The sequence below is a fragment of the Ruegeria sp. C5 genome (assembly GCF_056537605.1).
In genome coordinates this window covers 1,302,749-1,325,551 of sequence record NZ_JBQFRX010000001.1, presented here as the reverse complement: position 1 = coordinate 1,325,551, position 22,803 = coordinate 1,302,749, and the positions used below count along the sequence as shown (strand labels likewise).

The following is a 22,803-nucleotide window of genomic DNA, read 5'->3' as shown; positions in this document are numbered from 1 at the left end:
ATAGATCAATGCACACACGGCGCGGCAATGTCCGCGCCGTTTTCGTTTGAGGACACGATGACAGTAAGACGTATCTCTTCGGGTGGTGAGTTTGAAGCCAAGGTTGGCTATTGCCGCGCGGTTGTCGCGGGTGGTTGGGTTCATGTTGCGGGAACTGTTGGGCAAGGTGAAACGGTCGTGGAGCAATGCCGCTCGGCGCTGTCTATCATCGAAAACGCGCTGGCCGAGGCGGGTGCTTCATTCTCTGATGTCGTGCGCATCACTTATATGCTGCCGGATCGAACCGAATTTGAACCTTGCTGGCCCATTCTGGCCGAAACCTTTGGTGCGAACCCTCCTGCAGCGACGATGATCGAATGCGGATTGATCGATCCGAAATACCGGATTGAAATTGAAGTCACCGCTATCCTGCCGGAATGACGCAGGTAGCGCTGGCAGTACTGGACCTTAGCGTGCCTTTGGTCCATATCTTCGGGGACAGAAATGCCGGAGGCAGCCGATGGGAATCCTAAACAGTCTTTTGCGGGCCGTGACCTGGTGGAACGGGGCCACCCTGAACACGCAGTTCTACACTGCGCGCAAGGGGATCAAGGTCGGTGAGGACGACGAGGGCAACGTGTTCTATCGCAATGCTGACGACAGCAAGCGCTGGGTGATTTTCAATGGCGAAGCCGAGGCCAGCCGGATCGATCCCGATTGGCATGGCTGGCTGCACCGCACATGGGATGAACCGCCAACCGATAAACCTCTGGCGCACAAGTCCTGGGAAAAACCGCATCAGGAGAATCTGACCGGCACCGTGCTGGCCTATGCACCTGCCGGTTCTCTGCGTCGTGCCGATCCGGTTGAACGTAGCGATTACGAGGCGTGGAGCCCGGAATAAGCGAGGCCAGATGTCTAATCATACGAAGACCGAAGTTATCGTCGGCGGTGCCGTGCTGGCCTGCGCCATTGCGTTCGGTGTTTACGCCAGCCAATCCACAGGCCTGTCTCAATCCGGCGCAGGATACGAGCTGGGCGCGTCTTTCCGCTCGCTCGAAGGTGTGGGCGTCGGCACGGATGTACGCCTTGCCGGGGTCAAGATCGGGACGGTGACTGGCGTTACGCTAAACTCTGATACGTACCGCGCGGACACCCGATTTTCCGTGGCAGATGGTGTTCTTATTCCAGACGATAGCGCCGCTGTGATTTCTTCCGAAGGCTTGCTGGGTGGCAACTTTGTTGAGGTTATGCCGGGCGGTTCCCCGTTCTATTTTGAGGCGGGTGATGAGATTACCGATACGCAAGGCGCGGTCAGCCTGATCTCGTTGCTGGTCAAATTCGTGGCCGGGGACGGAAGCGAATGATCCACGCTGCACTGGTGGCTCTGATAGTCACCGCAACCGGAGCTGCTGCGCAGCAAAAGGTCGAATCCGGCCCCGGCGCCATGTTGCGCGGGTTGGACAAGGTCAGCGGGCAGACGGTGGACATCGAAATGCAGAACGGCGAGACCACGTCGGTCTTTGGTCTGGATGTCGCGCTGGGTGATTGTCGCTATCCAGCCGAAAACCCGACAGGTGACGCCTTTGCCTATTTGACTATCTGGGAACAGGGCAAGGCGCAGCAGCTGTTTGATGGCTGGATGATTGCGACCTCACCCGCGCTGAACGCGTTGGATCACGCCCGCTACGATGTCTGGGTGATCCGTTGTATCACACCCTGAGGGGTCTGCTGCAGATCAGCGGTGAAATCTGCTTTCAGGTCAAGCGCTTGTTTCAATTCGCTATGATAAACCGCACGCGGGATCTCGATCGCGCCTAACGAGGCCAGATGCGCCGTCAGAAACTGCGTATCGAACAGCGTGAACCCGGTTTGGCGCAGTCGATCCACCAGATAGGCAAGTGCAATCTTCGATGCGTCCGTGCGACGCGAGAACATGCTTTCGCCAAAAAAGGCCGCGCCGAGGACTACGCCGTAAACGCCGCCAATCAGTGAAGCGCCGTCCCAGACTTCGAGGGAATGCGCGCGGCCGGTCCGGTTTAGTTCCTGATACAGACGGCGCAGTTCGGGATTGATCCAGGTATCCGATCGGTCGGCGCAGCCATCCACGACGCCCGCAAAATCGCGATTGATGCTTACCGAAAACCCACAGGTCCGGATACGCCGCGCTAGGCTGCGGGAGATGTGGAACCCATCCAGAGGGAACACGCCGCGAAACTTCGGGTCGACCCAGAACAACTCGGGGTCGTCGCGATGCTCGGCCATCGGAAAAATGCCGATGGAATAGCCATGGAGCAGAAGTTCAGGGGAAAGGCTCATGCCGGGTGCCTCGGGGCCGAAGGGGGGTTATCCTTCGGCCCTTTGGTCAGATTAGGCCATGTTCTCCGCAAGCCAGTGCTCCAGCCAGTGGATGTTGTACTCGCCGCTGTGCAGGTCAGGTTCCTGCAGCAGGGCGTGGAACAGCGGCACGGTGGTGTCGATACCGTCGACGATCAACTCGCCCAAAGCACGTTCCAGACGGGCCAAAGCTTCAGCCCGGTCACGGCCCTGAACGATCAGTTTGGCGATCAACGAGTCGTAATACGGCGGGATCGAATAGCCGTCATAGAGCGCGGAATCCATCCGCACGCCCAGACCACCTGGCGCGTGATAGGCCGTAATCTTGCCCGGGCAGGGCGAGAAGTTCGGCAGTTTTTCCGCGTTGATGCGAACCTCGATGGCGTGGCCATTGATCTCGAGATCGTCCTGACCGAACGACATGTCCTCACCAGCGGCGACGCGGATTTGTTCGCGCACCAGATCGACGCCGAAGATGCCTTCGGTCACGGGGTGTTCCACTTGTAGACGCGTGTTCATTTCAATGAAGTAGAACTCGCCATTTTCATAAAGGAACTCGATGGTGCCCGCGCCGATATAGTTGATCTTGGCGACCGCGTCGGCGCAGATCTTACCGATCTTCGCACGTTCTTCCGGCGTGATACTGGGGCCGGGGGCTTCTTCGAACACCTTCTGGTGGCGACGCTGCAGCGAACAGTCGCGTTCGCCCAAATGCACTGCCTTTCCCTTGCCATCGCCGAAGACCTGAATCTCGATATGGCGGGGGGTGGTCAGATATTTCTCGATATAGACCTCATCATTGCCAAAGGCGGCCTTGCCCTCGGCGCGTGCGGTCATGAAGGCGCTTTCCATCTCATCGGCGTTTTGTGCCACCTTCATGCCGCGACCGCCGCCGCCGGCGGTGGCCTTGATGATCACGGGATAGCCGAATTCCTCGCCGATACGCTTGGCGTCGGCCAGCGTGGGAACGCCGCCGTCCGAACCGGGAACGCAAGGTACACCCAGTTCCTTCATCGTGTCCTTGGCGGTGATCTTGTCACCCATGACACGAATATGCTCGGCGGTGGGTCCGATGAAGGTAATGCCGTGATCTTCGACGATCTGCACGAACTCGGCATTCTCGGACAGGAAGCCATAGCCGGGATGGATCGCCTGCGCGCCGGTGATTTCACAGGCCGAGATGATCGCGGGCACGGACAGATAGCTTTGCGGGCTGGGCGGGGGGCCGATGCAGACCGATTCGTCCGCCATGCGCACATGCATCGCATCGCTGTCGGCGGTGGAGTGCACGGCAACCGTCTTGATCCCCATCTCGCGCGCAGCACGGATCACACGCAGGGCGATCTCGCCTCGGTTGGCAATCAGGATTTTGTCGAACATGGGCCCGCCTTACTCAACGATGACCAGAGGCGTGCCGAATTCCACAGCATCACCATCGCCGACCAGAATGCGTTTGATGGTGCCCGACTTGGGTGCGTGGATGTGGTTCATTGTCTTCATGGCTTCGACAATCAATAGCGTGTCACCTTCCGAGACCGATGCACCGACCGAGATAAACGCAGGCGCGCCCGGTTCCGGTTGCATGTAAACCGTACCCACCATGGGCGAGGTCACAGCGCCTGGATGGCTGGCGGGATCATCCACGGCAGCGGGTGCTTCGGCAGCGGCCGGCGCGGCAGCAGGTGCGGCAACCGGTGCAGCCGCAGGAACCGCAACCTGAACCGGAGCGGCCACGGTCTGCGACATGCGGCTGACACGGACATTCAGGCTGTCTTCCTCGCCATATTCGCGCTTGACCTGCAATTCGGTCAGGTCATTCTCGCGCAGCAGTTCGGCCAGTGCCTTGATAAACGCGACATCCGCTTCGTGTTTGGTATCTGTCATGAGTGTCCTCGAAGGTTCCCCTATGCCCGTCTGTTTGCTGCGGGCTTGGTTTGATTACGCAGGGTTATAAGCCATGCAGACGGCCATGAAAAGCGCCGTCTAAGCCTGCCAAATGGGGGTTTTTGCGCGAATTACGAGGGCTGTCGCGATTACAGCGGCGTTCCAGACAATTTTGCGACCAGTTCTGGTAGCTTGCGGGCTCCGTATTTTTCCAAAAGTCGGGCGCGATAGGCCTCGATCGTGCGGTAACTTAGCCCAAGTTCAACGCCAATTTCCTTCGCGGATAAACCCCGGCATGACAGGATGGCCACTTCGCGTTCGCGGGTTGTCAATTGCACCAAGGGGCGCTCTTCCGAGATGTCCGAAAAGCTCCATATCCCGTGCCGGAACGGATCGTCTGGCGTCAGCGAACGCCCCCGCGCTCGGCACCAGAACAGGTCACCGTCGCGTCGCCGCATCACCCGTTCGTCTGTGTAATAGCCTGTATCGCGCATCACCTGCAGACTACGCGCGCCGATCCGTTCCCAATCGGCGACCGAAGGATAAAGATGCAGCAGGGGCATGTTGCGATAGTCAACCTCATCCCCGCCAAAGGTCCGCGCAAATTGCAGATTGCACCGTCGGATGATCCGGTTCTCAAGCTCAACAAGGCCGATGGGGGCGTATTCAAAGGCGGGATCGCTCATGTTCTTATGGTGACGGGTATTGCGTCGAAAGAGAAGGGTGGGCGGCAGGAAAGGGTGGGTTTCTTTCTCTGGCCGTTGTCAAAGTTGTAAATCTTCTTTGAAAATTAGTCGGCAACAGATAATAATTACTTAGTTAATCTGAAAATGCAGCCGCAGTAGCCAAGGACATAAACGCCATGCGCGACACGCTGACCGGCAGCCGGATACGCGAAAGACGGCAAATCTCTGGGCTGCGACAGGCGGAACTGGCGCGGCAGGTGGGGATTTCGGCATCGTATCTGAACCTGATCGAGCACAACCGCCGCCGCATTGGGGGCAAACTGCTTGTCGATATCGCGGCGGCTTTGTCCGTCGAGCCGTCGCTGCTGACTCAAGGGATCGAAGAGACGCTCATCGCCGCTCTGCGCGAGGCCGCGGCGGATGCAGTCGGCCAAAAGGCCGAGGTGGACGGGCTGGAAGAATTCGCCGGCCGCTTTCCCGGTTGGTCGGGTGTTCTGGCGCAGATGCATCGCCGCGTAGTGTCGCTGGAGCGCACTGTCGAAGTTCTTTCCGACCGACTGACCCATGACCCGCATCTGGCGGCCTCAATGCACGAGGTGCTGTCGACCGCCGCCGCCATCCGCTCAACAGCTGCAATCTTGGCTGAACCGGGAGAGATCGAACCGGAATGGCGCGACCGTTTCCATCGCAACTTGCATCAGGATGCCGAACGACTGGCCGAAAGCTCCAAAGCGCTGGTGACCTATCTGGATGACAGTGACGGGCAGCGCGATCTGCGCGGTATCCCACTGGACGCGGTCGAGGCGTTTTTTGCCGAGCAAGGATATCATTTCCCGGAACTCGAAGCCGGTGGGCAATTGACCGAAGTGCCGCTGGATGGGCTCGATTCCGCTGCGGCCAACACTGTGGCTTCGGGGTTGCTGGACCTTTATGCCGCCGACGCGCGCGCTATGCCGCTGGATCAGGTGTGTGCCGCGCTGGATGCAGCAAACCCCGATCCTCTGGCGTTGGCGACGGTGTTTTCAGTGGACCTTGCTTCGGTGCTGCGACGGTTGGCCTTTCTGCCTGAAGGCACGCTGGCGCGTCCGGCTGGCTTGGTGATTTGCGACGCCTCCGGCAGCGTTCTGTTTTTTAAACCCGCGCCGGGGTTTGCCCTGCCGCGCCATGGCGAGGCCTGTCCGCTCTGGCCCTTGTTCACCGCCTTGAATCGGCCCTTGGTCCCGATCCGGAAACGGGTCGTTCAGCTTGGTCGAACTGCTGCTGAGTTTGAGTGTTTTGCAATCGCAACCCCTCAGCCAGCTAAGGAATTCGGAGCCGAGCCGGTCTACCGATCGGTCATGCTGGTGCTGCCGGTCGAAGACACGGTGCAGCCTGCGGAAAACGCGGCGCAAGCCGGAGCCAGTTGTCGGATATGCCCGAAACGCGAATGCAGCGCGCGGCGCGAGCCATCGATCCTGAGCGAAGGGTTTTGACAGTTTCGTGACACAGCGCTTAATCTGGGCTGGACGGGTGGCCGGACGTGCAATCCGTCATGGGGAGGATATGCAAATATGAGCCGCAAGGTTCTGTTGATCGAGGATGAGCCCAACATCACCGAGGCGATCCGGTTTCTGCTGACACGCGAGGGGTGGCAGGTTGAAACCCATGCCGAGGGAACGGATGCGGTGCAGGTGATTCTGTCCGCGCGGCCCAATCTGGTGATTCTGGATGTGATGTTGCCGGGAAAAAGCGGGATGGATGTGCTGCGTGATCTGCGCGAACATGATGATATGAAGGCGTTGCCGGTTTTGATGCTGACCGCGCGCGGGCAATCCCGGGATCGTGAAATGGCCGAACAGGCAGGGGTCAGCCGATTCATGACCAAGCCGTTTTCGAACACCGAAGTCCTGACAGCGGTGCGCGACCTGCATGCGCAGGCGTCTCAGTTATGAGCTCCGCGGGCGACGGCAAAGATCGGCCCTCGCCAGTTCGTCCGTCCCTGTTTCTGGAACGGCAAAGCTATCGTCGGCGCAGGCTGGCGGATGCAGCGCGGCTGCTGCCGTTTCTAGGTGCCGCAATGCTCGCGCTGCCGCTTCTATGGCCGGATGATAGCGCAGGCGCCGAGGCTCTGTCGCTATCGACGGCCATGTTCTACATCTTTGCGTGCTGGGGTGTTCTGATCCTGATCAGCGTGATCTTCGGCTTCGTCGCCAAACGCATGACCGCGCGCGAGACTGCCGAGCCCGAGGCCGAGACATGGCAACCCTGAATGTCCTGATTCTGGTCTGTCTGGGCTATGTGGTTCTTCTGTTCGGTGTCGCCTTCGCAGCGGACCGGCTGGCTGCGCGTGGCGGCGGGAAATGGTTGCGTTCCCCGCTGATCTACACCCTGTCACTGTCGATCTATTGCACTGCATGGACGTTTTATGGCGCGGTTGGCAACGCCGCGCGTTCTGGGCTTGAATTCGTAACCATCTATCTGGGTCCTACACTGGTGATGATCAGTTGGTGGTGGGGCCTGCGCAAACTCGTGCGCATCGGACGCAGCCAGCGCGTGACGTCGATCGCTGACCTGATCTCGTCACGATACGGCAAGTCCAACACACTGGCGGTCTGCGTGACCATTCTGGCGGTGTTGGGCGGCACGCCTTATATCGCGCTGCAATTGCAGTCGATCACGCTGTCCTTTTCGATCTTTGCCGAGGCCGATCCCTCAGGTCTCTATCGCGAAGGCTCTAGCGTGTTCTGGGTCGCGGCGGGCTTGGCCGTCTTCGCGATCCTGTTCGGGACGCGCAATCTGGATGCCAATGAGCGCCACCACGGCGTTGTTACCGCTATTGCGTTGGAATCTGTGGTGAAACTCTTCGCCCTTCTGGCCGTTGGCATCTTTGTTGTCTGGGGCGTCGCTGGCGGCTTGGGGCCGATGATGGATCAGATCGATGCCTCGGAAATTGGCCAATGGCATGTGGATGCCGGGCGCTGGACCACTTTCATTTTTCTTTCGGCAGCGGCCTTTGTCTGCCTGCCACGGATGTTTCAGGTCATGGTGGTCGAGAATGACGATGAAAGCCACCTGCGCACCGCCGCCTGGGCCTTTCCGCTCTACCTGCTGCTGATGAGCTTGTTTGTCGTGCCCATCGCCGTCGTTGGGTTGGACCTGATGCCCGAAGGCTCGAACCCCGACCTGTTTGTGCTGACCGTGCCGCTGTCGCAGGGCAATGACTGGTTGGCGATGCTGTCGTTCATCGGCGGGTTTTCCTCGGCCACATCAATGGTGATCGTTACAGCGATGGCGCTGTCAACCATGGTCTCGAACCATGTGGTCATGCCGATCTGGCTGAATACGCAGGAAGGCACCGCGTCGGTCTCTGGTGATGTGCGAACAGTCGTGCTGATGGCACGACGTGTCTCGATCGCGGCGATCATGGCGTTGGGCTATTTCTACTTCCAGCTTTCGGGGGGCGGGGCTGCCCTGACCTCGATCGGGCTGGTGGCCTTTGCCGGGATTTCCCAGATTCTGCCCGCACTGGTGGGCGGCCTGTTCTGGCGCGGCGCGACCCGAACTGGGGCGTTGGTCGGGCTCAGCGTCGGGTTCTTTCTCTGGATTTACACACTGCTGCTGCCTGGCATGGGTGGCGGCATTGTCCCGGCATCGGTGATTGAAAACGGGCCCTTCGGCTGGGGTTGGCTCCGCCCGCAGGCGTTGTTCGGGATCGAAGGGATCGACCCGATGGTGCATACGGTCATGTGGTCGCTGTCGCTGAATACAATCGCCTTCTGTGTCGCCTCGATGCTCAGCTTCCCCAGCCCGCTGGAACGCCTTCAGGGTGCGCAATTCGTAAATGTATTTGACCATTCAGTTTCAGCCCGTGGCTGGACCGGTTCGGTTGCGCAAAGCGAAGACCTGATGATCATGACCCAGCGGATTCTGGGCACTATTCCCGCGCAAGAGTTCTTTCAAGCCGAAGCCGAGCGCCAGAATGGTCGCCCCGGACGACTGCCCGAGCCTACGCCGCAGTTTCTGGAACGACTGGAACGCGAACTCAGCGGCTCGGTCGGGGCCGCAACCGCCCATGCGATGATCGGTCAGATCGTTGGCGGGGCGTCTGTGTCTGTCGAAGACCTGTTGGCCGTTGCCGACGAGTCCGCGCAGATGTTGGAATATTCCAGCCAACTTGAGGCGAAATCGACTGAGCTCAGCCGCACAGCGCGGCAATTGCGCGAGGCGAATGCCAAGCTTACGCAAGTCTCGAAACAGAAAGACGCGTTTCTTAGCCAGGTCAGCCACGAATTGCGCACGCCCATGACCTCGATTCGGGCGTTTTCTGAAATTATGCGCGACACCGATGGCCTCAGCGCCGAGGAACAAATCCGTTATGCTGCGATCATACATGATGAGTCGCTGCGTCTGACCCGGCTACTGGATGATCTGCTCGACCTTAGCGTGCTGGAAAGCGGCCAGGTTAGCCTGAACATGGGCGAAGCCACCCTAAGCGAAGTTCTGGACCGCGCCGTTTCAAGCGCGCTGGCGGGCAGCGATCGAAAGATTGGCGTACGGCGGGTGCGCGCAAGTGAACGTATCCCGCTGCACACGGATCTCGATCGGCTGGGGCAGGTGTTCATCAACCTGATTTCCAACGCCCAGAAATATTGCGACGCCATTGAACCGGTGCTGACCATCTCGGCCCATGATGTCGGCGGGCAAGTGGTAATCGATTTCATCGACAACGGTGGTGGTATCCCGGCCGAGGCGCAATCGATGGTATTCGAAAAATTTGCCCGCGTCGGCTCGGACAAGGCAGGCGGGGCAGGGTTGGGGCTGGCGATCTGCCGAGAGATTATGCAGCGCTTGGGCGGCGAAGTTGCCTATCTGCCGGGGCAGGGAGGGGCGGCCTTCCGCGTCAGCCTTCCGCTGGCTTTTCGTCAGGCCGCGCAATGAGGGCGTCTTAAAGACATTCGTAACCTCCGCCGGGTTAGACAAATCGTCATCGCATCGACAAACGGCGGAACGGGGCCATGACCACATCAGCACTGGCACGAAAGCTTTCAGCGGGGCAATGCGGTGCCGACACGCCCCGCTCGGTCCTGCGCGCCTTGCGGCTGGGGTTGGCACGCGCCTCCGGCGAAAGCATGGGGCTGGCGCTGTCGGTCATCGGGGCAAAGCAGGCCGTACGTGCGCAGGAAGATATAGCCGACCGGCTGAATGAGGGGTGGTTGATGCTGCTGTTTACCTCGGATCAGGGCGGCCTGGCCGCGGCCTGTCTGGACCCGGGTTGCGTCTCTGCCATCGTCCAGCAGCAAACGATTGCCATGGTCACCTCTGACCCACCACCCGAGCGTGCGTTTACCGACACCGACGCTGCCATGGTCGCCCCTCTGATCGAGGATATGCTGAGCCGGGCGCTGAAACTGGTTGAGTCCCCGGCAGACATGGCCAGCCTGTCCGGGTATGAGTTCACCTCACGCGCCGAGGGTCGGCGCGCACTGAACCTGGCGCTGGTGGATGAGGTCTATCGCATGTTTGATCTGACGGTCGAACTTGCCGGTGGTCCGCGTCAGGGCGAGGTCTGTATCCTGCTGCCCGAGCGCCCGCTCTCGGATCAGGAACAGGTTGCGGATATCACCCAATCGGGGGTGAATCTGGATCAGGCATCCGGGGTAATTCGGGCTGAGCTGAACACCGTGATCTGCCGCCTGTCTTTGCCGTTGACAGCGCTTTCGGAATTGTCCGTCGGGGATGTCCTGCCGCTGCAGGGCGCGCGGGTGGATCGGGTTGAAGTTCTGTCAATCGATCGTGCCCGAACCGCCATCGGACGTCTGGGTCAGTGCGGCGGAATGCGTGCGGTACGGATCAACGAACAAGGCCCTCCTACTGCGTTGCCCGCCAAGGACTGCGCCGGATTTCTGGCCAGCAAATCAAGCTTGACGCCCTCGGCTCCGGATGACGAGATGTCGTCCCCGCTTGATGACGATATTGTAGCGCATGATCTGACGACCGAGGATTCCCTCCTGGAACCCGACGACTTGTTGCCTGCCAGTTCCGAACAGCGTGTCACGGAAATCTCGCACCTCGCCGGTCTACCAGCGCCCGAAGGCAATGGCCGCGACTAAGAGGCTTATCCGCGCCCTCGCAGCTGTTCCAATGCCGGGCGTAACCCGTCGAGCGCATAGCCCGCTTTTCCGGTCGCATCGAGGATTTCATCCGTGCTTAGCCGATCGCATTGTCCCAGCGCCCAGACCACCGAACATCGTGTGCCAGAGGCGCAATAGGCCAGAACCGGCCCGCTGCAGCTTTCGGCCAGATCGCGTTGCAGCGCCACGTTTTCCGGTGTCATCGTCTGGTGTGTCAACTCCAGAACCTCATATTCCATCCCGGCCTCGCGAACGGCTTGACCGATGGCGTCTGACTGCTGATCCGGCGGAACTTCGGTATTGGGACGGTTGCAGATCACCTTGACGAAACCGGCCTCGGCAATGGCTGGCACGTCCTCCACCGAGATCTGAGGTGAGACGGCGTAGCGGGGGGTTATCGGTCGAATCTCCATGGCAATTGCTTAGGCTGCGTCGGCGATCCTGTCCAGTTGCGCACCCAGCTTTGGTGCCGCAAACATGCCCGCGATCATCGCAATCAGGAACACAATCCCGCCAACGCCTCCATATCCAAGCGAGGCCATCGCCGGGCCCGGGCACAAACCCGCCAATCCCCAACCGACGCCGAACAGGACCGACCCGACGATCAGACGGCGATCCAGTTCAACACGGGGCGGGGCGGGGAACTGTCCGCCCACAAAAGGGACCCTGTTCCGTGTCAATCGCCACGCCACCAGCATCGGCAGGATCGCCCCGCCCATGACAAAGGCGAGCGTCGGGTCCCAATTGCCGAACACATCCAGCCACCCCTGCACCTTGGTGGTGTCGGTCATGCCTGAGATCAAAAGCCCGATGCCGAACAGCGATCCGGCGAGAAAAGCAAACACTGCGCGCATTAGATCACCCCCAAAGCATGGCGAAACAGCGCAACCGTCAGGCCACCTGCAAGGATGTAGAACACCGTTGCGACGATCCCGCGCAACGAGAAGCGAGAAATCCCACAAACGCCGTGACCCGACGTGCAGCCATTGGCGATCCGTGTTCCAGCCCCCACCAGCAGCCCAGCAAGGATCACGATCGCCAGATCCGGGGTCAAATGGGTCTCGGCCTGCGGCGCAATCAATGGGCGCAGCAAAAAGGGCATCCCGATCAAGCCCGCGACGAAAGCCAGGCGTTCAGTCATTACGCTCCGGTCGCTGCGTTCCAGCAGCCCGCCCAATATGCCGCTCGCCCCCATGATCCGCCCATTACACAGCAGATAAACGCTGGCACCCAGCCCGATCAGCAGACCACCAGCCAGACCCGAAATCCATTCGATATTCATTGTCTCGTCTGCCCTCGTATCATAGCTTATTGACTGGGATTTTCATGAATACGTCGCCCTGCTCATCCGCTGGTGGCATCTGACCGGCCCGCATATTGACCTGCAGCGAGGGCAAAATCAGGCGCGGCATCGCAAGGGTTGCATCCCGCGCATCGCGCATCTCGACAAATTCTTCGACGCTGCGGCCCTGACCGATATGAACGTTCAGCGCCTTTTGTTCGCCAACCGTGGTCTCCCACGCGTATTCATCGCGACCAGGCGCTTTGTAATCATGGCCTACAAAAATCCGCGTCTCGTCGGGCAGAGACAGGATTTTCTGGATCGAGGCATACAGGTCCGCCGATGACCCGCCGGGAAAATCGCATCGGGCAGTTCCGAAATCCGGCATGAACAGCGTATCGCCCACAAAGGCCGCATCGCCGATCACATAGGTCATGCAGGCGGGCGTATGGCCTGGCGTGTGCAAAACGTCCCCGCGCATCTGGCCGATGTGAAAGCTGGACCCTTCGGCAAACAGTGCATCGAACTGGCTGCCATCACGCTGAAACTCGGTGCCTTCGTTGAAGACCTTGCCGAACGTGTCCTGAACGACCACGATATTCTCGCCAATCCCGATCTGACCACCCAGCTTTTCCTGTAGGTAAGGGGCTGCTGACAGGTGGTCGGCATGGACATGGCTTTCCAGAATCCATTCCACCTTCAGTCCCTGTGCCGTCACATAGTCGACAATCTGGTCGGCCGAGCTGGTATCGGTCCGCCCCGAGGCGTGATCGAAATCCAATACACTGTCGATGATGGCGCAGGCCTGCCCCTGAGGTTCCTGCACAACGTAAGAGACGGTGAAGGTCTGCGGGTCGAAAAAAGCTTTCACACTGGGCGTCATGGGTTCCTCCGTTCAGCTTGTATACATATAACAATAGTGGAATATGTTTAAAGCCCCTAATCACGAGTTGATGTCTGTCAAAGCAATCTCCGCAATTTGAGCGTATGCTTTAGGCGACCACGGACATATTGACGGTTTTTTGCCTGACTAGGCAAGAATTCGCGATGTTTTGTTTCGGTCTCGTGCTCGTCTTAAACTCGTTACCTATATCAGGCACATTGGCACCATATGGGAGGAAGGAAATGACTGCTCAGGATCTTTTTACCGAAGCGGAACGGCTTGAACAAAAGCTGAATGGTGCGTGTCTTGAGACCCGGCTCGAGCTTCAGCCACATGTCAGCATGGTTCTGGATAAAATGCGCGCGCAGGGGGTTCATATCCCATCGCGCTTGCGTCGGCTGGATGCTGCGCTATGCGAAGACGTGCTTGAGGCGCGGTTCGACAATATGCCGATCTGATCGATCTGGTTATCCCAGCGAAATGCCCAGGATAACCATCATCAGCCCAAGTACCGACAGGAAAAGCGACGCCAGATTCCAAGGCAGAACACCCTGAACTGCAGCGCGCAACTCGTCATCCGTCAGGTTGGCTTTGCGCGCTTTCATCACTTGCAGGATGCACCAGACCAGACCGACCAGCCCGGCCACAGACAGGGCGGCCCCGCCCCAGACGATAATGTCGAACATGGTTGTTTACGCTCACCCTTTGGATCCGTGACCGCGCTTATCGGATCGGCGCAGGTCAGACAAGCCCACCGTGCAGAATGCACGCTTGCGGTCGGGTCGGTGCCGATGTATCCGGCACCTTATTTTCAGCCCTTGGGAGAGACGCAGATGGAAGACATCACCGAAGATCAGGCCGCAGCCAACTACCGAGTGACCGCAGGCGAGCTGCGCCAGTTCGTCGAACGGTTCGAGCGTCTTGAGGCCGAAAAGAAAGACATCGCTGACCAGCAGAAAGAGGTCATGGCCGAGGCCAAGGCCCGCGGCTACGACACCAAGGTCATGCGCAAAGTCGTCGCTCTTCGCAAGCGCGACAAGGACGACATCGCCGAGGAAGAGGCGGTACTGGAAATGTACAAGGAAGCGCTGGGCATGTAGCGTCGGCCGCTCACGGATTCAAGAAACGGATATCTGGCATGGTCTGCAGCCGTGCCAGATCCTGCTCATAAAGCTCGGTAAAGGCGGTAACGATATCTTCGTTCCAGCCAGGCAGCTCCACCTCTTCTTCGATTTCATCCGTCAGTGCATGCTGCTGAAACACCTGCGCCAGCCTGCCCCTGAGCACGGGATCATTGGGGGCCGCTTGATGCTCTAACAAGCTCTGAATCTCCTGTTTACCCATGTCTGAGACAAGTGAGGACAGCAGCGCGTATTCCTGTTCCAGCGGCGTGTCCTCGGGTAGCCCTACAAGTGCGCGCGCGATGTCGCCGCAGATCAGCGGCGAATCCTCATTGCTCCACAAAGTGATTTTGACATCTGGCGCTAGGTCGCGAATGTCTTCGATCATGGCGAGCCAACTCAGGCAACTCAGATCGGTGGTGGCAATGATATGCTCGCGCTCAGGCGCCGACAGCAGCATCAGCACCTTGGGAATAAAGCTGCCGGGATTACGTAGCCCCACGAATAGCTCAACCGTCGAATCGCTGAACAGATTATCCAGATAGGCCAACCTTTGACCGGCATTCGCGTAAAATTGCCCATCCATGATGATGGAAGGTCGTTCCCCCAGGTAAAGCGCGCTCGACAAGATCGCCCGGTCAACCTGCTGCCCGTTGGGGAACAGTTTATGAAATCGCGCCAGTGTATCCTGATGTGATGGCCGGTCGGCAGAGGGTTTCAGCGCAGGTCGAAAGATCTTTCTGAACGGACGAAGCCCCCAGAAGGCAGTATGATTTCCCGCAACCAGATCCGCATTCACCTGCAGTAGATTGAGCAGGTGATCATGGTCGGTAAAGTGCGCTCCGGCTTGGATGACCATCTGCATATCGGAATTGTCCTCACCTCGGTCGGGATCGCCGCTTGGGTTACAACCTGTCCCCGGTGCAGTCAAATTCGGATGAGGCCTGTTATTACTGTTATCCTAAGGCAAACCAGCACAAAGTTAAGATGACCCGAAATTTCGGGCTTGCAGTCCCTGTTCCGAGATATTAATCGACACCCAGTGCCCCTATAGCTCAGCTGGTAGAGCAACTGATTTGTAATCAGTAGGTCCGCGGTTCGAGTCCGTGTGGGGGCACCATCTTTTCAATGGGTTACAGAGTCAGAGACAGGATGAATGCAATCCTGTGCTACCCTCGTGCTACCTGTGTGTGTTGCGAAACCCAGATTGGAGAAACTGCGCGCGCATTGAAAACCCAGTTTCTCCAATCTGGCAGAGCCAAAATAGCCAGGGAAAAAAGACAACTTGATTTGAAACTTGGCAGGTTTTGCCAACTACATACTATCCGCTAGCTCAATCAAAACCCTTGCTGGCCATAAGCCATGCAATGTCAGCCTGCCATATGCCTTCGGTTGGGGTAGAGCTGGCTGACGTGTGTCGCCTTTTCAACTTTGTTACAATCTTCCCTGGTGATGGGGTTCTGTCGCCGTCAGTATGGGGCGGGGGCAAAAACTCAGATACTCGTTTGGTGTCCGTACCGGCACAGAGGATCATTGTCGCGCGGGTCAATCGATCCCCTGTTTGTTTCGGTTACGTTGCCTAGCTTGGCGGATAAGCCTCTGGAAAATGCACGGTCATGTCGAAAGCGCCAGGTTCTTCCTGTGCAATTTTGGACATCGTTGAGTATAGGCAGAAGCTAACCTTCCTGATCAGATCAATAAATGCCAGCTGATCCCGCCATTTGTAAAACTGCAGTCCTTCGTCATGCTGGGCGATTACCGCATAGAATGGTCGGTCCTTGTCTATATCGATTGGCTCCGCTTTTGCCGCGAAGTTCATCATTTCGGCATCCGAATGTGCGACAAGCTTGTTTCTCAGCTTAATAACCCGGTTGTGCAGCTTCTTTTGATCTTCTGTAAGTTCGGCTCGGATTTGCTTCATTGAAAGCCGTGGAACCTTACTTTTGCCGTCGGAAAACGGTCGTGAATAAGAAACTATAGCAGTATGTTCATAACAGCGAAAACGTCTCAGCTCTACATGACTGTAGCGTTCGTTTTCGTCAGCTTCTTGCGTGAAATCTGCAGCGCTAAGTGCCAATTGAAAGTCACCTAACGCGCTGATCATTCTCATCCGTTGTAGCTTGATTTTTTCCTGCACGAATAGACCCTTTGCGACAGGCTTTCTGTTTCCTTGCTTGGCACTAATTTCTTCTGCTCACTCTTACGTCTGTAAAACCGGGGGGCCATCAAATCACTCCCACCTAGAACGACCAAATGCTTGCTCCAACTCGGCCCGAGTGGGTTGATACCCTTGGCCGTTGTCGTCAGGGCCAAACAAAAGGTACCCAACTACAGCAAGGATCAATATGCCAGATATTATTTCGCTGATCGGCATCGTTTGTGGATTGTCTTCGATTGGGGGAGTTGAGATAGACCTACACTTTGTTTTCGCAGTCTTTTTCTCATGGTTACCTCGAGCAATTGGCAGAAGTTCGTCGTAAAGCAACCGCTCGCGCTCGAATACTACATCAACCCGCCAACACTTACCGAGGTAGAGTGTTGGTATGGCAGGTGGTTCGCAGCAAGTGTAGAACAGCTCGCCGTCATTTTCAGTCTGCAAAGGCATTTTTGAGGATAGGTTCAATTGTTTGATTGCAGCTAGCTATAAACCCTAATTCCAAATGAGAGAAGGAAGTGATCTGCTTTCGCACTTGCGCCAAGCTACAGCTATCGCGCCGTAGGCAGTGCCGAGTTCCCCGCCAAAACGTTTTGCCCACAACGCCGCATGTTCGGCAGACTGAGCGCTCAAATAATTGAAATTTGTAGCATCGGGGTCGACCCCCATCGCTCTTGCGGCAATTGGCATCTCTGTTTTCATGCACCGATTAAAGTAGACTTTATTTACAACCCAGTAGCCTCCTGCAGCAACGGCGATCCAAACCAAAATCCAGGCGATACTGCGCAATATCCGCTTTATTTTAGGTAATGTTGAATGTGCCGAAGTCGCAAGATGTTGCGATAGCTGCTTCCCATCAGAGAGTAGTTTTGAAATATCGTCCTCAGCGGGAAATACGATCTCGCCAGTCTGCTCAATTCGAGTGGCCAATGTCGCGAACCTGCGGGAACGTTCTTCATGTTCTTTGGCTAATTTGAGCAATCTTGAGCTGTGCTTACTTCCGTGTGCGGATAGCGCCTCGTTTGCAATCTTAGCCGCTGCTGAGGCTTCGGCTTTGGATCGCTCTTTCCAATACTCACTCGAGCCTGTCGCGTGAAGGTGAGAAATCTGATCTGACATAGGCAGTTACCCTTCAATCATCGCAAACAGTAACCTGCCTGAGACAACCGAGTGCGCGCAGCTGTCGTCTCAAACTTTTGGTACCTACCGCCTGAATATCGCGCGCAATCAAGCGCGTAACCATTGGCAATCAAAACTGCCGCTACGTCGTTTCCGTTGGCGTAGCAAACCCCAATCATGCGGTCATACGACCTTTCGCCGTTGAGTTCGCAGGTGACAGTCTGACGATGTACGATCTTCGACATAGCAGCTTTTGCTTGCTGCCCTGCTTCAGTACCCAGCTCCATCGCGTCAACACCGTTTAGGCGGACCTTTATGCCTGACAAAACGATTGTGTCGCCGTCGATAACTCGGGCTTTGCCTTCGATAACCTGGCCTGCATACGCCATGCTGCTCACCAGAGCGAATACCAGGCAGGTAATCCAAGAAACATGTTTCATGCGAATTTCTCACCAAACAACTTAGGTCTTGCAGCCTTTGCAGCCGACGTTCACTCGAACCCAAGAGATTTGGCTAATCGGCATTGCGTTTTTTTTCACCGTTTTATCTTAGTATTGGAAGCCCAACTCGCTGAGTTTGTTCTCTTCCCAAATTCGATACGTCAGAAAGTATGAAATTGACGAGCGAATGCTCTCCCGTGAGAGCGGAAAGTAAAGGTTCCCATCATAGATCAACTTTAAGTCGGCGCATCTCACTTCATAGTAACCTTGGCCCATTTGGTTTTCGTTCATCAGTGTGATCGGCCGCGGTATGTCATTTGTGTCTTCAGGCAAATCCCATCCGATTATCGGATACGAACCCAGGCGTTCATTTTGGTAGGGATTTTCGATTAGGTGTCCGACTTCTGCAGTCTCCATTAATCGAGCGCCTTCACGTTCCGCGTGTCGCTCGATTGACGTGCGAGCATCCAATAGCCTTCCGAACTCTTCTTCGTTTATCGCATCATCTGCTTCGGCTTCTTCCACCCTCTTGTTGGCGATTACAGCCTTCTTGGCGGCTTCTAGGTAAACAGAGAAATCAGGCGTATTTTCCACTGCGCTTATTATATCGCGACCTGAGAAAATCAGCTGGATGGTGCATTCTGAACCGGCAGACAGGGCATTCAGTTTCAATTTAGACCTTCCTTAGAGTGCATTTCACGAATTCCGGGTTTCCAAAACCTGTCGATCAAACGGCTAAAGTTGACCAATGCTTTTTGCATGTTTGAGACGCCAACGCCCGGGTGCGTTCAACTTTCGCTAGGCTCAATGGCAGTGATATGGTTTTTTGCCTGCATGACAGCATTGACCTTGCGGGCTGTCTTTGCGGCAACCACCACCGTGCGCCACATCTCTTGTGACAGAGAATGTTGGCTGGATCGGCTGTTTTGCATACGCAGGTACTGCGAAGATCATGGTCGCAGTGCTGAATACGGCGAACAAGCTTTTCATGTGAAAAGTCTCCAAAAATCAAATCCATTACAAAGTGGGAGATGGTGACTGTGTGTCTTTGATGCTTGCCTTCTCCTGTCATTCTCTTTCGATTTTCTGCCAAAAATAGAATTGCGGCGCATATGTTTAACGCCTTCTTTATCGGGCAGCAGACACTTGATGGAAACCGGTCAACGTCAGCTTTGCGGACAAAGCGGCCATTGGTCTAGAGATCGGCAACGACCGCTTTTGAGAGCAGAGTTACTCGCAAAAAGCGCTAGTTGTTTGCTGACTTAGCAAGCACGACCTTGAAAGTGGCACCGAACTCGACCCGACCATCTGCCTTTCGGTAAGGCTCGATCGCCGAACGATGTGCTTCATCCACCGTCTCCTTTCCCGCCAGGCTTATGGCTTTAGCAGCTACGCCAGATGCGGCCAGGCCCGCAATTGCAGCTTGTTCGTCAGGATAGGACCAAGGACTGGCGACATCGAATACATCGAATGCCTCGAACCCACCTTTCTCGACAAACTGACGTAGAACATTGTCATCAGACAAAGCGAATGGGCCCGGTGCGTTGGGTGGAGGCGGCGGCAAGAGCGGCTTCAAAACTGTGACTACCTCAGCGGCTTCCATGCCTTCTGGGTCGCCCCAAGTCGCGATGGCAATTGTGCCACCGGGTGCAAGGACGCGTTTCACTTCGGACAAAGCCTCGGCGACATCCCCAGCATATTGGATCGCGTTGAAGCTTGTCACCAGATCAAAGCTGCCATCTGGAAATGGGAGCTGCTGCAAATCCCCTACGTGAAAGGCTGCTGCCGGTAACCGGGACTGGGCAATGTCGATCAATGCACTTGATGCATCTAGACCAGTCACCACCGCTCCCAGCGCGCTGGCTTTTGCGGCCGCCATTCCTGCCCCGCAGCCGATATCAAGATATCTTGTCCCCTCGCTCACGCCAGTATGGTCGAGAACCGCGTCAAATACAGGTGCAATGGAGGCCTCCTGATACTTGGCCCAATCCTGCGCCCGATGGCCCCACATCTCTCCGTTAGCGACCCCTGTCATGGTGCTGTCCCGTGTCATCGTTTTCTCCTCACTTTGCGATGACCAACTCAACCATGGCGCAGTTCAGTCAGAGTAGTGCGTGGAAGGTACTGATGCTGGTACTTCAGGCGTACTAGCCCAAGTGCGTTTGCTGGGTATGATGGGCAGTGAGGAGTTTCTTATGAACGTCAAACCATACGGTCTTCTATGCCCGATTTCCCGTGCCAGCCAATTACTGGAACCAAGATGGACTATTCCAATCCTGACTGAGATTTGGGCCGGAGCCACCAGGTTCAACACATTGCGACGACGTCTGGGCAGCATCTCTCCCGGCGTACTTTCACGGCGACTTTCGGAGATGGAGCACAATGGTCTAGTTGAGCGTGTCGAAGACAAAGCAACGGGTGCTGTGGACTATTTCCGTACGCCGAAGTCCGAAGCGTTGGAACCTGTCATCAAGGCGCTCGGGGTCTGGGCACAACAGAACATTGAGGCAGAGGTCGCGCTCGCTGGAACACTTGCCTCACCTATGATGTGGAAATGTCAAAGCGTGCTCCAGGTAGATGCTCTGCCTGACAAGCGATCCGTGATCCGCTTTCATTTCAGGGATGAGCCAACGGACTATGACACATTTTGGTTTTTGGCCCAGCGGGGAATGCCTCCTGAACTTTGCGTCCACGATCCTGATCTCGACGTTGACCTATATGTTGAAACAACATTGGTCGCGATGGGTGGCATCATCATGGGGCGAACAACACTGGCAAAGGAGACGGAACTGGGGTCTTTCTTTCTCAGTGGTGATCCACGACTGGCTCGGACATTTCAAAACTGGCTGCCCCCCGCACCTTACGCCAAGGTTCCTGACATCCTTCCACTACGACCGTAATGAGAACACCGGACGTTCGCTTAGCGCGTAGCATTTGGGAGGTTTGGGCTCAACGCCGTCATCTGACAAATTCTGTCGGATGACGGTTTCGGGCCTGACAGCGGACATTTGGAGATCGTTTTCAGCCTCACCTACTTGGTGTTTTGGAGGCTTGAGAAGTCAGCCTATTTCATGCTGACTTCTTGGCCCGTCTTGCCTTCTGATCCAGATAAGCTTTGCGTCCTTTCAGGTATGGCTCGCTATCCAACGGAGCCAACGGCCACTTGCCTGTATGCGGCAATATGGCGGTGACTTTGATCTTCTAATCATCGACACACTGTCAGTTTTCATGGGCCTGACTGAAGGCATGGAATTGAACAGCAACTCAGATGTGTTGGGCTTTCTTAATGCCTGCCGCGTTGAGTTTCGAAAGGATGGCAATGCGGACCAAGAACCCGTGTTCTTCGGCGGCAGTGCGTAGAGAGCCTTTTGGTACGTTAAGAAGTTCGGCGGCTTGCTCGATGGTTAAGAGCTTAGTCACGCTTGTCTACCTCCAGTGTTCGGCTGCCTCAGTCAGAAAGCCGCTTATACGCCTTTCGCCGCTCCACAAAGGCAATATCACCCTCGGTACGCACGTTAACTAGCGCCGGTGGTATTATTGAGCGCTTGCCATCAGATTGAACTCGCTCGTGGGCGCGTCTCAGGTGAGGCCTCGGGCTGGCGCGTATGCCGCCGCGATCCACGCTTTCTTTGGGGGAATTGAGCGCGGTTAGATACTCACCTGCGTCAGTATTGTAGTGCGCGGGGATTGGAGATTTGCCGAGTCGCTTACGCCTTGTATTCTTGACACTAGGTGCGCGCTTTAAATCGATCCGGCAGCCCCGTGTGTTCAGAATGGCCACAGCTAGCGGGTATTGGGAAAGTGACGCTATTTCCTCTGGATCGGAATTTTGCATCCCGGAAGCCGCTCGTAAGATTTTTGTGCCGTCTCGGGTATGGTGAAATCGAAACTGTGCAGTGTTAGGGGTTCGGCGGGTCATCAATAAAAATTGACTAACATCAACCACGCCGTCCGCTTGGGGCCTAACCACTTCTAGCAAAGTCATGGGTTTGCTTTCTCCATCAACTTCCAGAGTGAAGTAGTCGAAGACAAAAGCCCAGGGGTGTAAACTGAATGGCTGGAGCACTTGATCCTTGAGTCCTTCGACCACATCAACCACACGCTCATGATCCAAATTGGCGCTGCTGAATGATCCCAAGGCAAATATCCGGCCCTCATCTACAACACCCTGTGGGACTATGTTGCGGCTTACCAATTTGGGCATCATCTCTAATGTTCGGGACAGTTTCATGACGGCATCATTGCCTCAAGTTTTAGCGGAGTGCCAGTAACCAGTTGCTTCCGTTTTGGATTTCCTGGTTGGGCTGGGTGACATTCGCAAAGATTGCATCACTTAGTAGCGCGGAGTTTAGCCTTATGCCGGAACGAGAAGTGGTCTATGTCGCCATCGACAAGGCGAGAATTGAAAAACTAGAGCGTCAACTAAATCGCATGGAGGCCGCGCTGAATGTGCTGCTCAAACCAAAGCGCCAAGATTGGATAACTGTTCAGGAATGCTCCAAGCTAGTAGGCCGAAGTGAGTCCACAGTAAGCCGCTGGGTGCGTGAGGGCAGAATTGAAGCTAAGTCTGTAGGTGGGCAGCGACTGGTCAGGAACCCCTGCTAAATTCGCTAACCTGCTAAACGGCTGCAAGAGGGCCTTGAAACAGGGTTCCCCCGCTATTCACCGCTAGAAAGCGGGCTTTTGCTCAAGTCTGAGCTAAACCCTATGCGCAATTATCTCGTGAGGGGTGCGCGCAGTTTAAACGCATTCGCAATCGCACTGTCTGTCGTGGCGTGTTTGTATTTTGAGTTGTGCGACACGCAAT

Annotated in this window: 30 protein-coding genes and 1 tRNA gene; 14 read left to right on the top strand and 17 right to left on the bottom strand. The window is 56.5% G+C overall.

The annotated features are described in order from the left end of the window. Window positions 1–57 precede the first annotated feature (57 nt). The 4 genes from ACR0AW_RS06745 to ACR0AW_RS06730 all read left to right on the top strand — a co-directional run bounded on the left by ACR0AW_RS06745 (window position 58) and on the right by ACR0AW_RS06730 (window position 1,702). On the top strand, window positions 58–420 hold the full coding sequence (locus ACR0AW_RS06745) for a RidA family protein (RefSeq protein WP_170397754.1): 363 nt from the start codon (window positions 58–60) through the stop codon (window positions 418–420). A gap of 79 nt (window positions 421–499) precedes the next feature. Beyond that, on the top strand, window positions 500–883 hold the full coding sequence (locus ACR0AW_RS06740; RefSeq protein ID WP_170597023.1) for an NADH:ubiquinone oxidoreductase subunit NDUFA12: 384 nt from the start codon (window positions 500–502) through the stop codon (window positions 881–883). 10 nt (window positions 884–893) lie between these two features. After that, complete coding sequence (mlaD, locus tag ACR0AW_RS06735; protein WP_170597024.1) at window positions 894–1,346, top strand: outer membrane lipid asymmetry maintenance protein MlaD; 453 nt, start codon at window positions 894–896, stop codon at window positions 1,344–1,346. After that, window positions 1,343–1,702: a DUF2155 domain-containing protein gene (locus ACR0AW_RS06730; protein ID WP_170733224.1), complete on the top strand. Its 360-nt coding sequence runs from the start codon at window positions 1,343–1,345 to the stop codon at window positions 1,700–1,702. Before mlaD ends, ACR0AW_RS06730 begins: the two co-directional genes overlap by 4 nt. Here ACR0AW_RS06730 and aat read toward each other — a convergent pair. From aat to ACR0AW_RS06710, 4 genes are all read right to left on the bottom strand, one after another. Beyond that, a complete protein-coding gene (gene aat, locus ACR0AW_RS06725) occupies window positions 1,666–2,298 on the bottom strand; it encodes a leucyl/phenylalanyl-tRNA--protein transferase (RefSeq protein WP_170733223.1) in 633 nt (210 codons plus the stop codon). The genes ACR0AW_RS06730 and aat overlap by 37 nt on opposite strands. Before the next feature lie 51 nt (window positions 2,299–2,349). Continuing rightward, on the bottom strand, window positions 2,350–3,696 hold the full coding sequence (gene accC, locus ACR0AW_RS06720; protein ID WP_170397180.1) for an acetyl-CoA carboxylase biotin carboxylase subunit: 1,347 nt from the start codon (window positions 3,694–3,696) through the stop codon (window positions 2,350–2,352). Between the two features lie 9 nt (window positions 3,697–3,705). Next, complete coding sequence (gene accB / locus ACR0AW_RS06715) at window positions 3,706–4,200, bottom strand: acetyl-CoA carboxylase biotin carboxyl carrier protein (RefSeq protein WP_170397178.1); 495 nt, start codon at window positions 4,198–4,200, stop codon at window positions 3,706–3,708. A gap of 149 nt (window positions 4,201–4,349) precedes the next feature. Beyond that, complete coding sequence (locus ACR0AW_RS06710) at window positions 4,350–4,886, bottom strand: helix-turn-helix domain-containing protein (protein ID WP_170397176.1); 537 nt, start codon at window positions 4,884–4,886, stop codon at window positions 4,350–4,352. Window positions 4,887–5,062: 176 nt separating this feature from the next. Here ACR0AW_RS06710 and ACR0AW_RS06705 point away from each other — a divergent pair, with 176 nt between their 5' ends. The 5 genes from ACR0AW_RS06705 (at window position 5,063) to ACR0AW_RS06685 (ending at window position 10,975) form a co-directional block, all read left to right on the top strand. Next, a complete protein-coding gene (locus ACR0AW_RS06705) occupies window positions 5,063–6,358 on the top strand; it encodes a helix-turn-helix transcriptional regulator (RefSeq protein WP_170733222.1) in 1,296 nt (431 codons plus the stop codon). Between the two features lie 78 nt (window positions 6,359–6,436). Further along, window positions 6,437–6,817 (top strand): response regulator transcription factor, encoded by a 381-nt coding sequence (locus ACR0AW_RS06700; RefSeq protein ID WP_170397172.1) that lies wholly within the window; start codon window positions 6,437–6,439, stop codon window positions 6,815–6,817. Next, window positions 6,814–7,134 (top strand): hypothetical protein, encoded by a 321-nt coding sequence (locus ACR0AW_RS06695; protein ID WP_170397170.1) that lies wholly within the window; start codon window positions 6,814–6,816, stop codon window positions 7,132–7,134. Before ACR0AW_RS06700 ends, ACR0AW_RS06695 begins: the two co-directional genes overlap by 4 nt. Beyond that, window positions 7,122–9,803 (top strand): ATP-binding protein, encoded by a 2,682-nt coding sequence (locus tag ACR0AW_RS06690; RefSeq protein WP_170397168.1) that lies wholly within the window; start codon window positions 7,122–7,124, stop codon window positions 9,801–9,803. The genes ACR0AW_RS06695 and ACR0AW_RS06690 overlap by 13 nt, the downstream gene beginning before the upstream one ends. A 77-nt stretch (window positions 9,804–9,880) precedes the next feature. Then, entirely contained in the window at window positions 9,881–10,975 is a 1,095-nt protein-coding gene (locus tag ACR0AW_RS06685; protein ID WP_170733221.1) for a flagellar motor switch protein FliM, read from the top strand. Window positions 10,976–10,980: 5 nt separating this feature from the next. On the opposite strand, the gene ACR0AW_RS06680 is transcribed toward ACR0AW_RS06685, so the two are convergent. Genes ACR0AW_RS06680 through ACR0AW_RS06665 form a run of 4 tightly spaced genes read right to left on the bottom strand, consistent with a single transcriptional unit; the run spans window position 10,981 to window position 13,161 of the window. Beyond that, window positions 10,981–11,409: a protein tyrosine phosphatase family protein gene (locus ACR0AW_RS06680; RefSeq protein WP_170397163.1), complete on the bottom strand. Its 429-nt coding sequence runs from the start codon at window positions 11,407–11,409 to the stop codon at window positions 10,981–10,983. Between the two features lie 9 nt (window positions 11,410–11,418). Beyond that, window positions 11,419–11,850, bottom strand: a complete 432-nt coding sequence (locus tag ACR0AW_RS06675) for a DUF6691 family protein (RefSeq protein ID WP_170733220.1) — start codon at window positions 11,848–11,850, stop codon at window positions 11,419–11,421. Then, entirely contained in the window at window positions 11,850–12,278 is a 429-nt protein-coding gene (locus tag ACR0AW_RS06670; RefSeq protein ID WP_170733219.1) for a YeeE/YedE family protein, read from the bottom strand. The genes ACR0AW_RS06675 and ACR0AW_RS06670 overlap by 1 nt, the downstream gene beginning before the upstream one ends. Before the next feature lie 19 nt (window positions 12,279–12,297). Further along, the gene (locus tag ACR0AW_RS06665) at window positions 12,298–13,161 is read right to left on the bottom strand and encodes an MBL fold metallo-hydrolase (protein WP_170397158.1); all 864 of its coding nucleotides are present in this window, start codon (window positions 13,159–13,161) and stop codon (window positions 12,298–12,300) included. A gap of 242 nt (window positions 13,162–13,403) precedes the next feature. Between ACR0AW_RS06665 and ACR0AW_RS06660 the strand changes: the two genes are divergently transcribed. After that, a complete protein-coding gene (locus ACR0AW_RS06660) occupies window positions 13,404–13,619 on the top strand; it encodes a hypothetical protein (RefSeq protein WP_170397156.1) in 216 nt (71 codons plus the stop codon). 9 nt (window positions 13,620–13,628) lie between these two features. Here the strand turns inward: ACR0AW_RS06660 and ACR0AW_RS06655 are convergent, their stop codons facing one another. Further along, entirely contained in the window at window positions 13,629–13,847 is a 219-nt protein-coding gene (locus ACR0AW_RS06655) for a hypothetical protein (protein ID WP_170397154.1), read from the bottom strand. Between the two features lie 147 nt (window positions 13,848–13,994). Between ACR0AW_RS06655 and ACR0AW_RS06650 the strand changes: the two genes are divergently transcribed. Then, complete coding sequence (locus ACR0AW_RS06650) at window positions 13,995–14,261, top strand: DUF2312 domain-containing protein (RefSeq protein WP_170397751.1); 267 nt, start codon at window positions 13,995–13,997, stop codon at window positions 14,259–14,261. Window positions 14,262–14,271: 10 nt separating this feature from the next. On the opposite strand, the gene ACR0AW_RS06645 is transcribed toward ACR0AW_RS06650, so the two are convergent. Then, window positions 14,272–15,213: a hypothetical protein gene (locus ACR0AW_RS06645; RefSeq protein ID WP_480776492.1), complete on the bottom strand. Its 942-nt coding sequence runs from the start codon at window positions 15,211–15,213 to the stop codon at window positions 14,272–14,274. A gap of 113 nt (window positions 15,214–15,326) precedes the next feature. On the opposite strand from ACR0AW_RS06645, the gene ACR0AW_RS06640 reads away from it, so the two are divergent. Beyond that, window positions 15,327–15,402 (top strand) — tRNA-Thr (locus ACR0AW_RS06640). Window positions 15,403–15,861: 459 nt separating this feature from the next. Here the strand turns inward: ACR0AW_RS06640 and ACR0AW_RS06635 are convergent. The 5 genes from ACR0AW_RS06635 to ACR0AW_RS06615 form a co-directional block, all read right to left on the bottom strand. Further along, entirely contained in the window at window positions 15,862–16,419 is a 558-nt protein-coding gene (locus ACR0AW_RS06635) for a hypothetical protein (RefSeq protein WP_170733199.1), read from the bottom strand. A 513-nt stretch (window positions 16,420–16,932) separates the two neighbouring features. Then, window positions 16,933–17,556: a hypothetical protein gene (locus ACR0AW_RS06630; protein ID WP_170733198.1), complete on the bottom strand. Its 624-nt coding sequence runs from the start codon at window positions 17,554–17,556 to the stop codon at window positions 16,933–16,935. Between the two features lie 17 nt (window positions 17,557–17,573). Then, window positions 17,574–17,996, bottom strand: a complete 423-nt coding sequence (locus ACR0AW_RS06625; protein ID WP_170733197.1) for a thermonuclease family protein — start codon at window positions 17,994–17,996, stop codon at window positions 17,574–17,576. A gap of 108 nt (window positions 17,997–18,104) precedes the next feature. Then, window positions 18,105–18,668 carry a hypothetical protein gene (locus ACR0AW_RS06620; RefSeq protein ID WP_480438797.1) on the bottom strand — a complete coding sequence of 188 codons (564 nt, stop codon included), beginning with the start codon at window positions 18,666–18,668 and terminating at the stop codon, window positions 18,105–18,107. Window positions 18,669–19,242: 574 nt separating this feature from the next. Further along, complete coding sequence (locus tag ACR0AW_RS06615; RefSeq protein ID WP_170733195.1) at window positions 19,243–20,049, bottom strand: class I SAM-dependent methyltransferase; 807 nt, start codon at window positions 20,047–20,049, stop codon at window positions 19,243–19,245. Window positions 20,050–20,191: 142 nt separating this feature from the next. Here ACR0AW_RS06615 and ACR0AW_RS06610 point away from each other — a divergent pair, with 142 nt between their 5' ends. Next, window positions 20,192–20,896: a winged helix-turn-helix transcriptional regulator gene (locus tag ACR0AW_RS06610; protein WP_170733194.1), complete on the top strand. Its 705-nt coding sequence runs from the start codon at window positions 20,192–20,194 to the stop codon at window positions 20,894–20,896. 364 nt (window positions 20,897–21,260) lie between these two features. Here the strand turns inward: ACR0AW_RS06610 and ACR0AW_RS06605 are convergent, their stop codons facing one another. Beyond that, complete coding sequence (locus ACR0AW_RS06605; RefSeq protein ID WP_170733193.1) at window positions 21,261–21,416, bottom strand: hypothetical protein; 156 nt, start codon at window positions 21,414–21,416, stop codon at window positions 21,261–21,263. A gap of 28 nt (window positions 21,417–21,444) precedes the next feature. Next, on the bottom strand, window positions 21,445–22,227 hold the full coding sequence (locus ACR0AW_RS06600) for a hypothetical protein (protein ID WP_170733192.1): 783 nt from the start codon (window positions 22,225–22,227) through the stop codon (window positions 21,445–21,447). Between the two features lie 125 nt (window positions 22,228–22,352). Here ACR0AW_RS06600 and ACR0AW_RS06595 point away from each other — a divergent pair, with 125 nt between their 5' ends. Then, window positions 22,353–22,601, top strand: a complete 249-nt coding sequence (locus ACR0AW_RS06595; RefSeq protein ID WP_170733191.1) for a helix-turn-helix domain-containing protein — start codon at window positions 22,353–22,355, stop codon at window positions 22,599–22,601. Window positions 22,602–22,803: the final 202 nt, after the last annotated feature.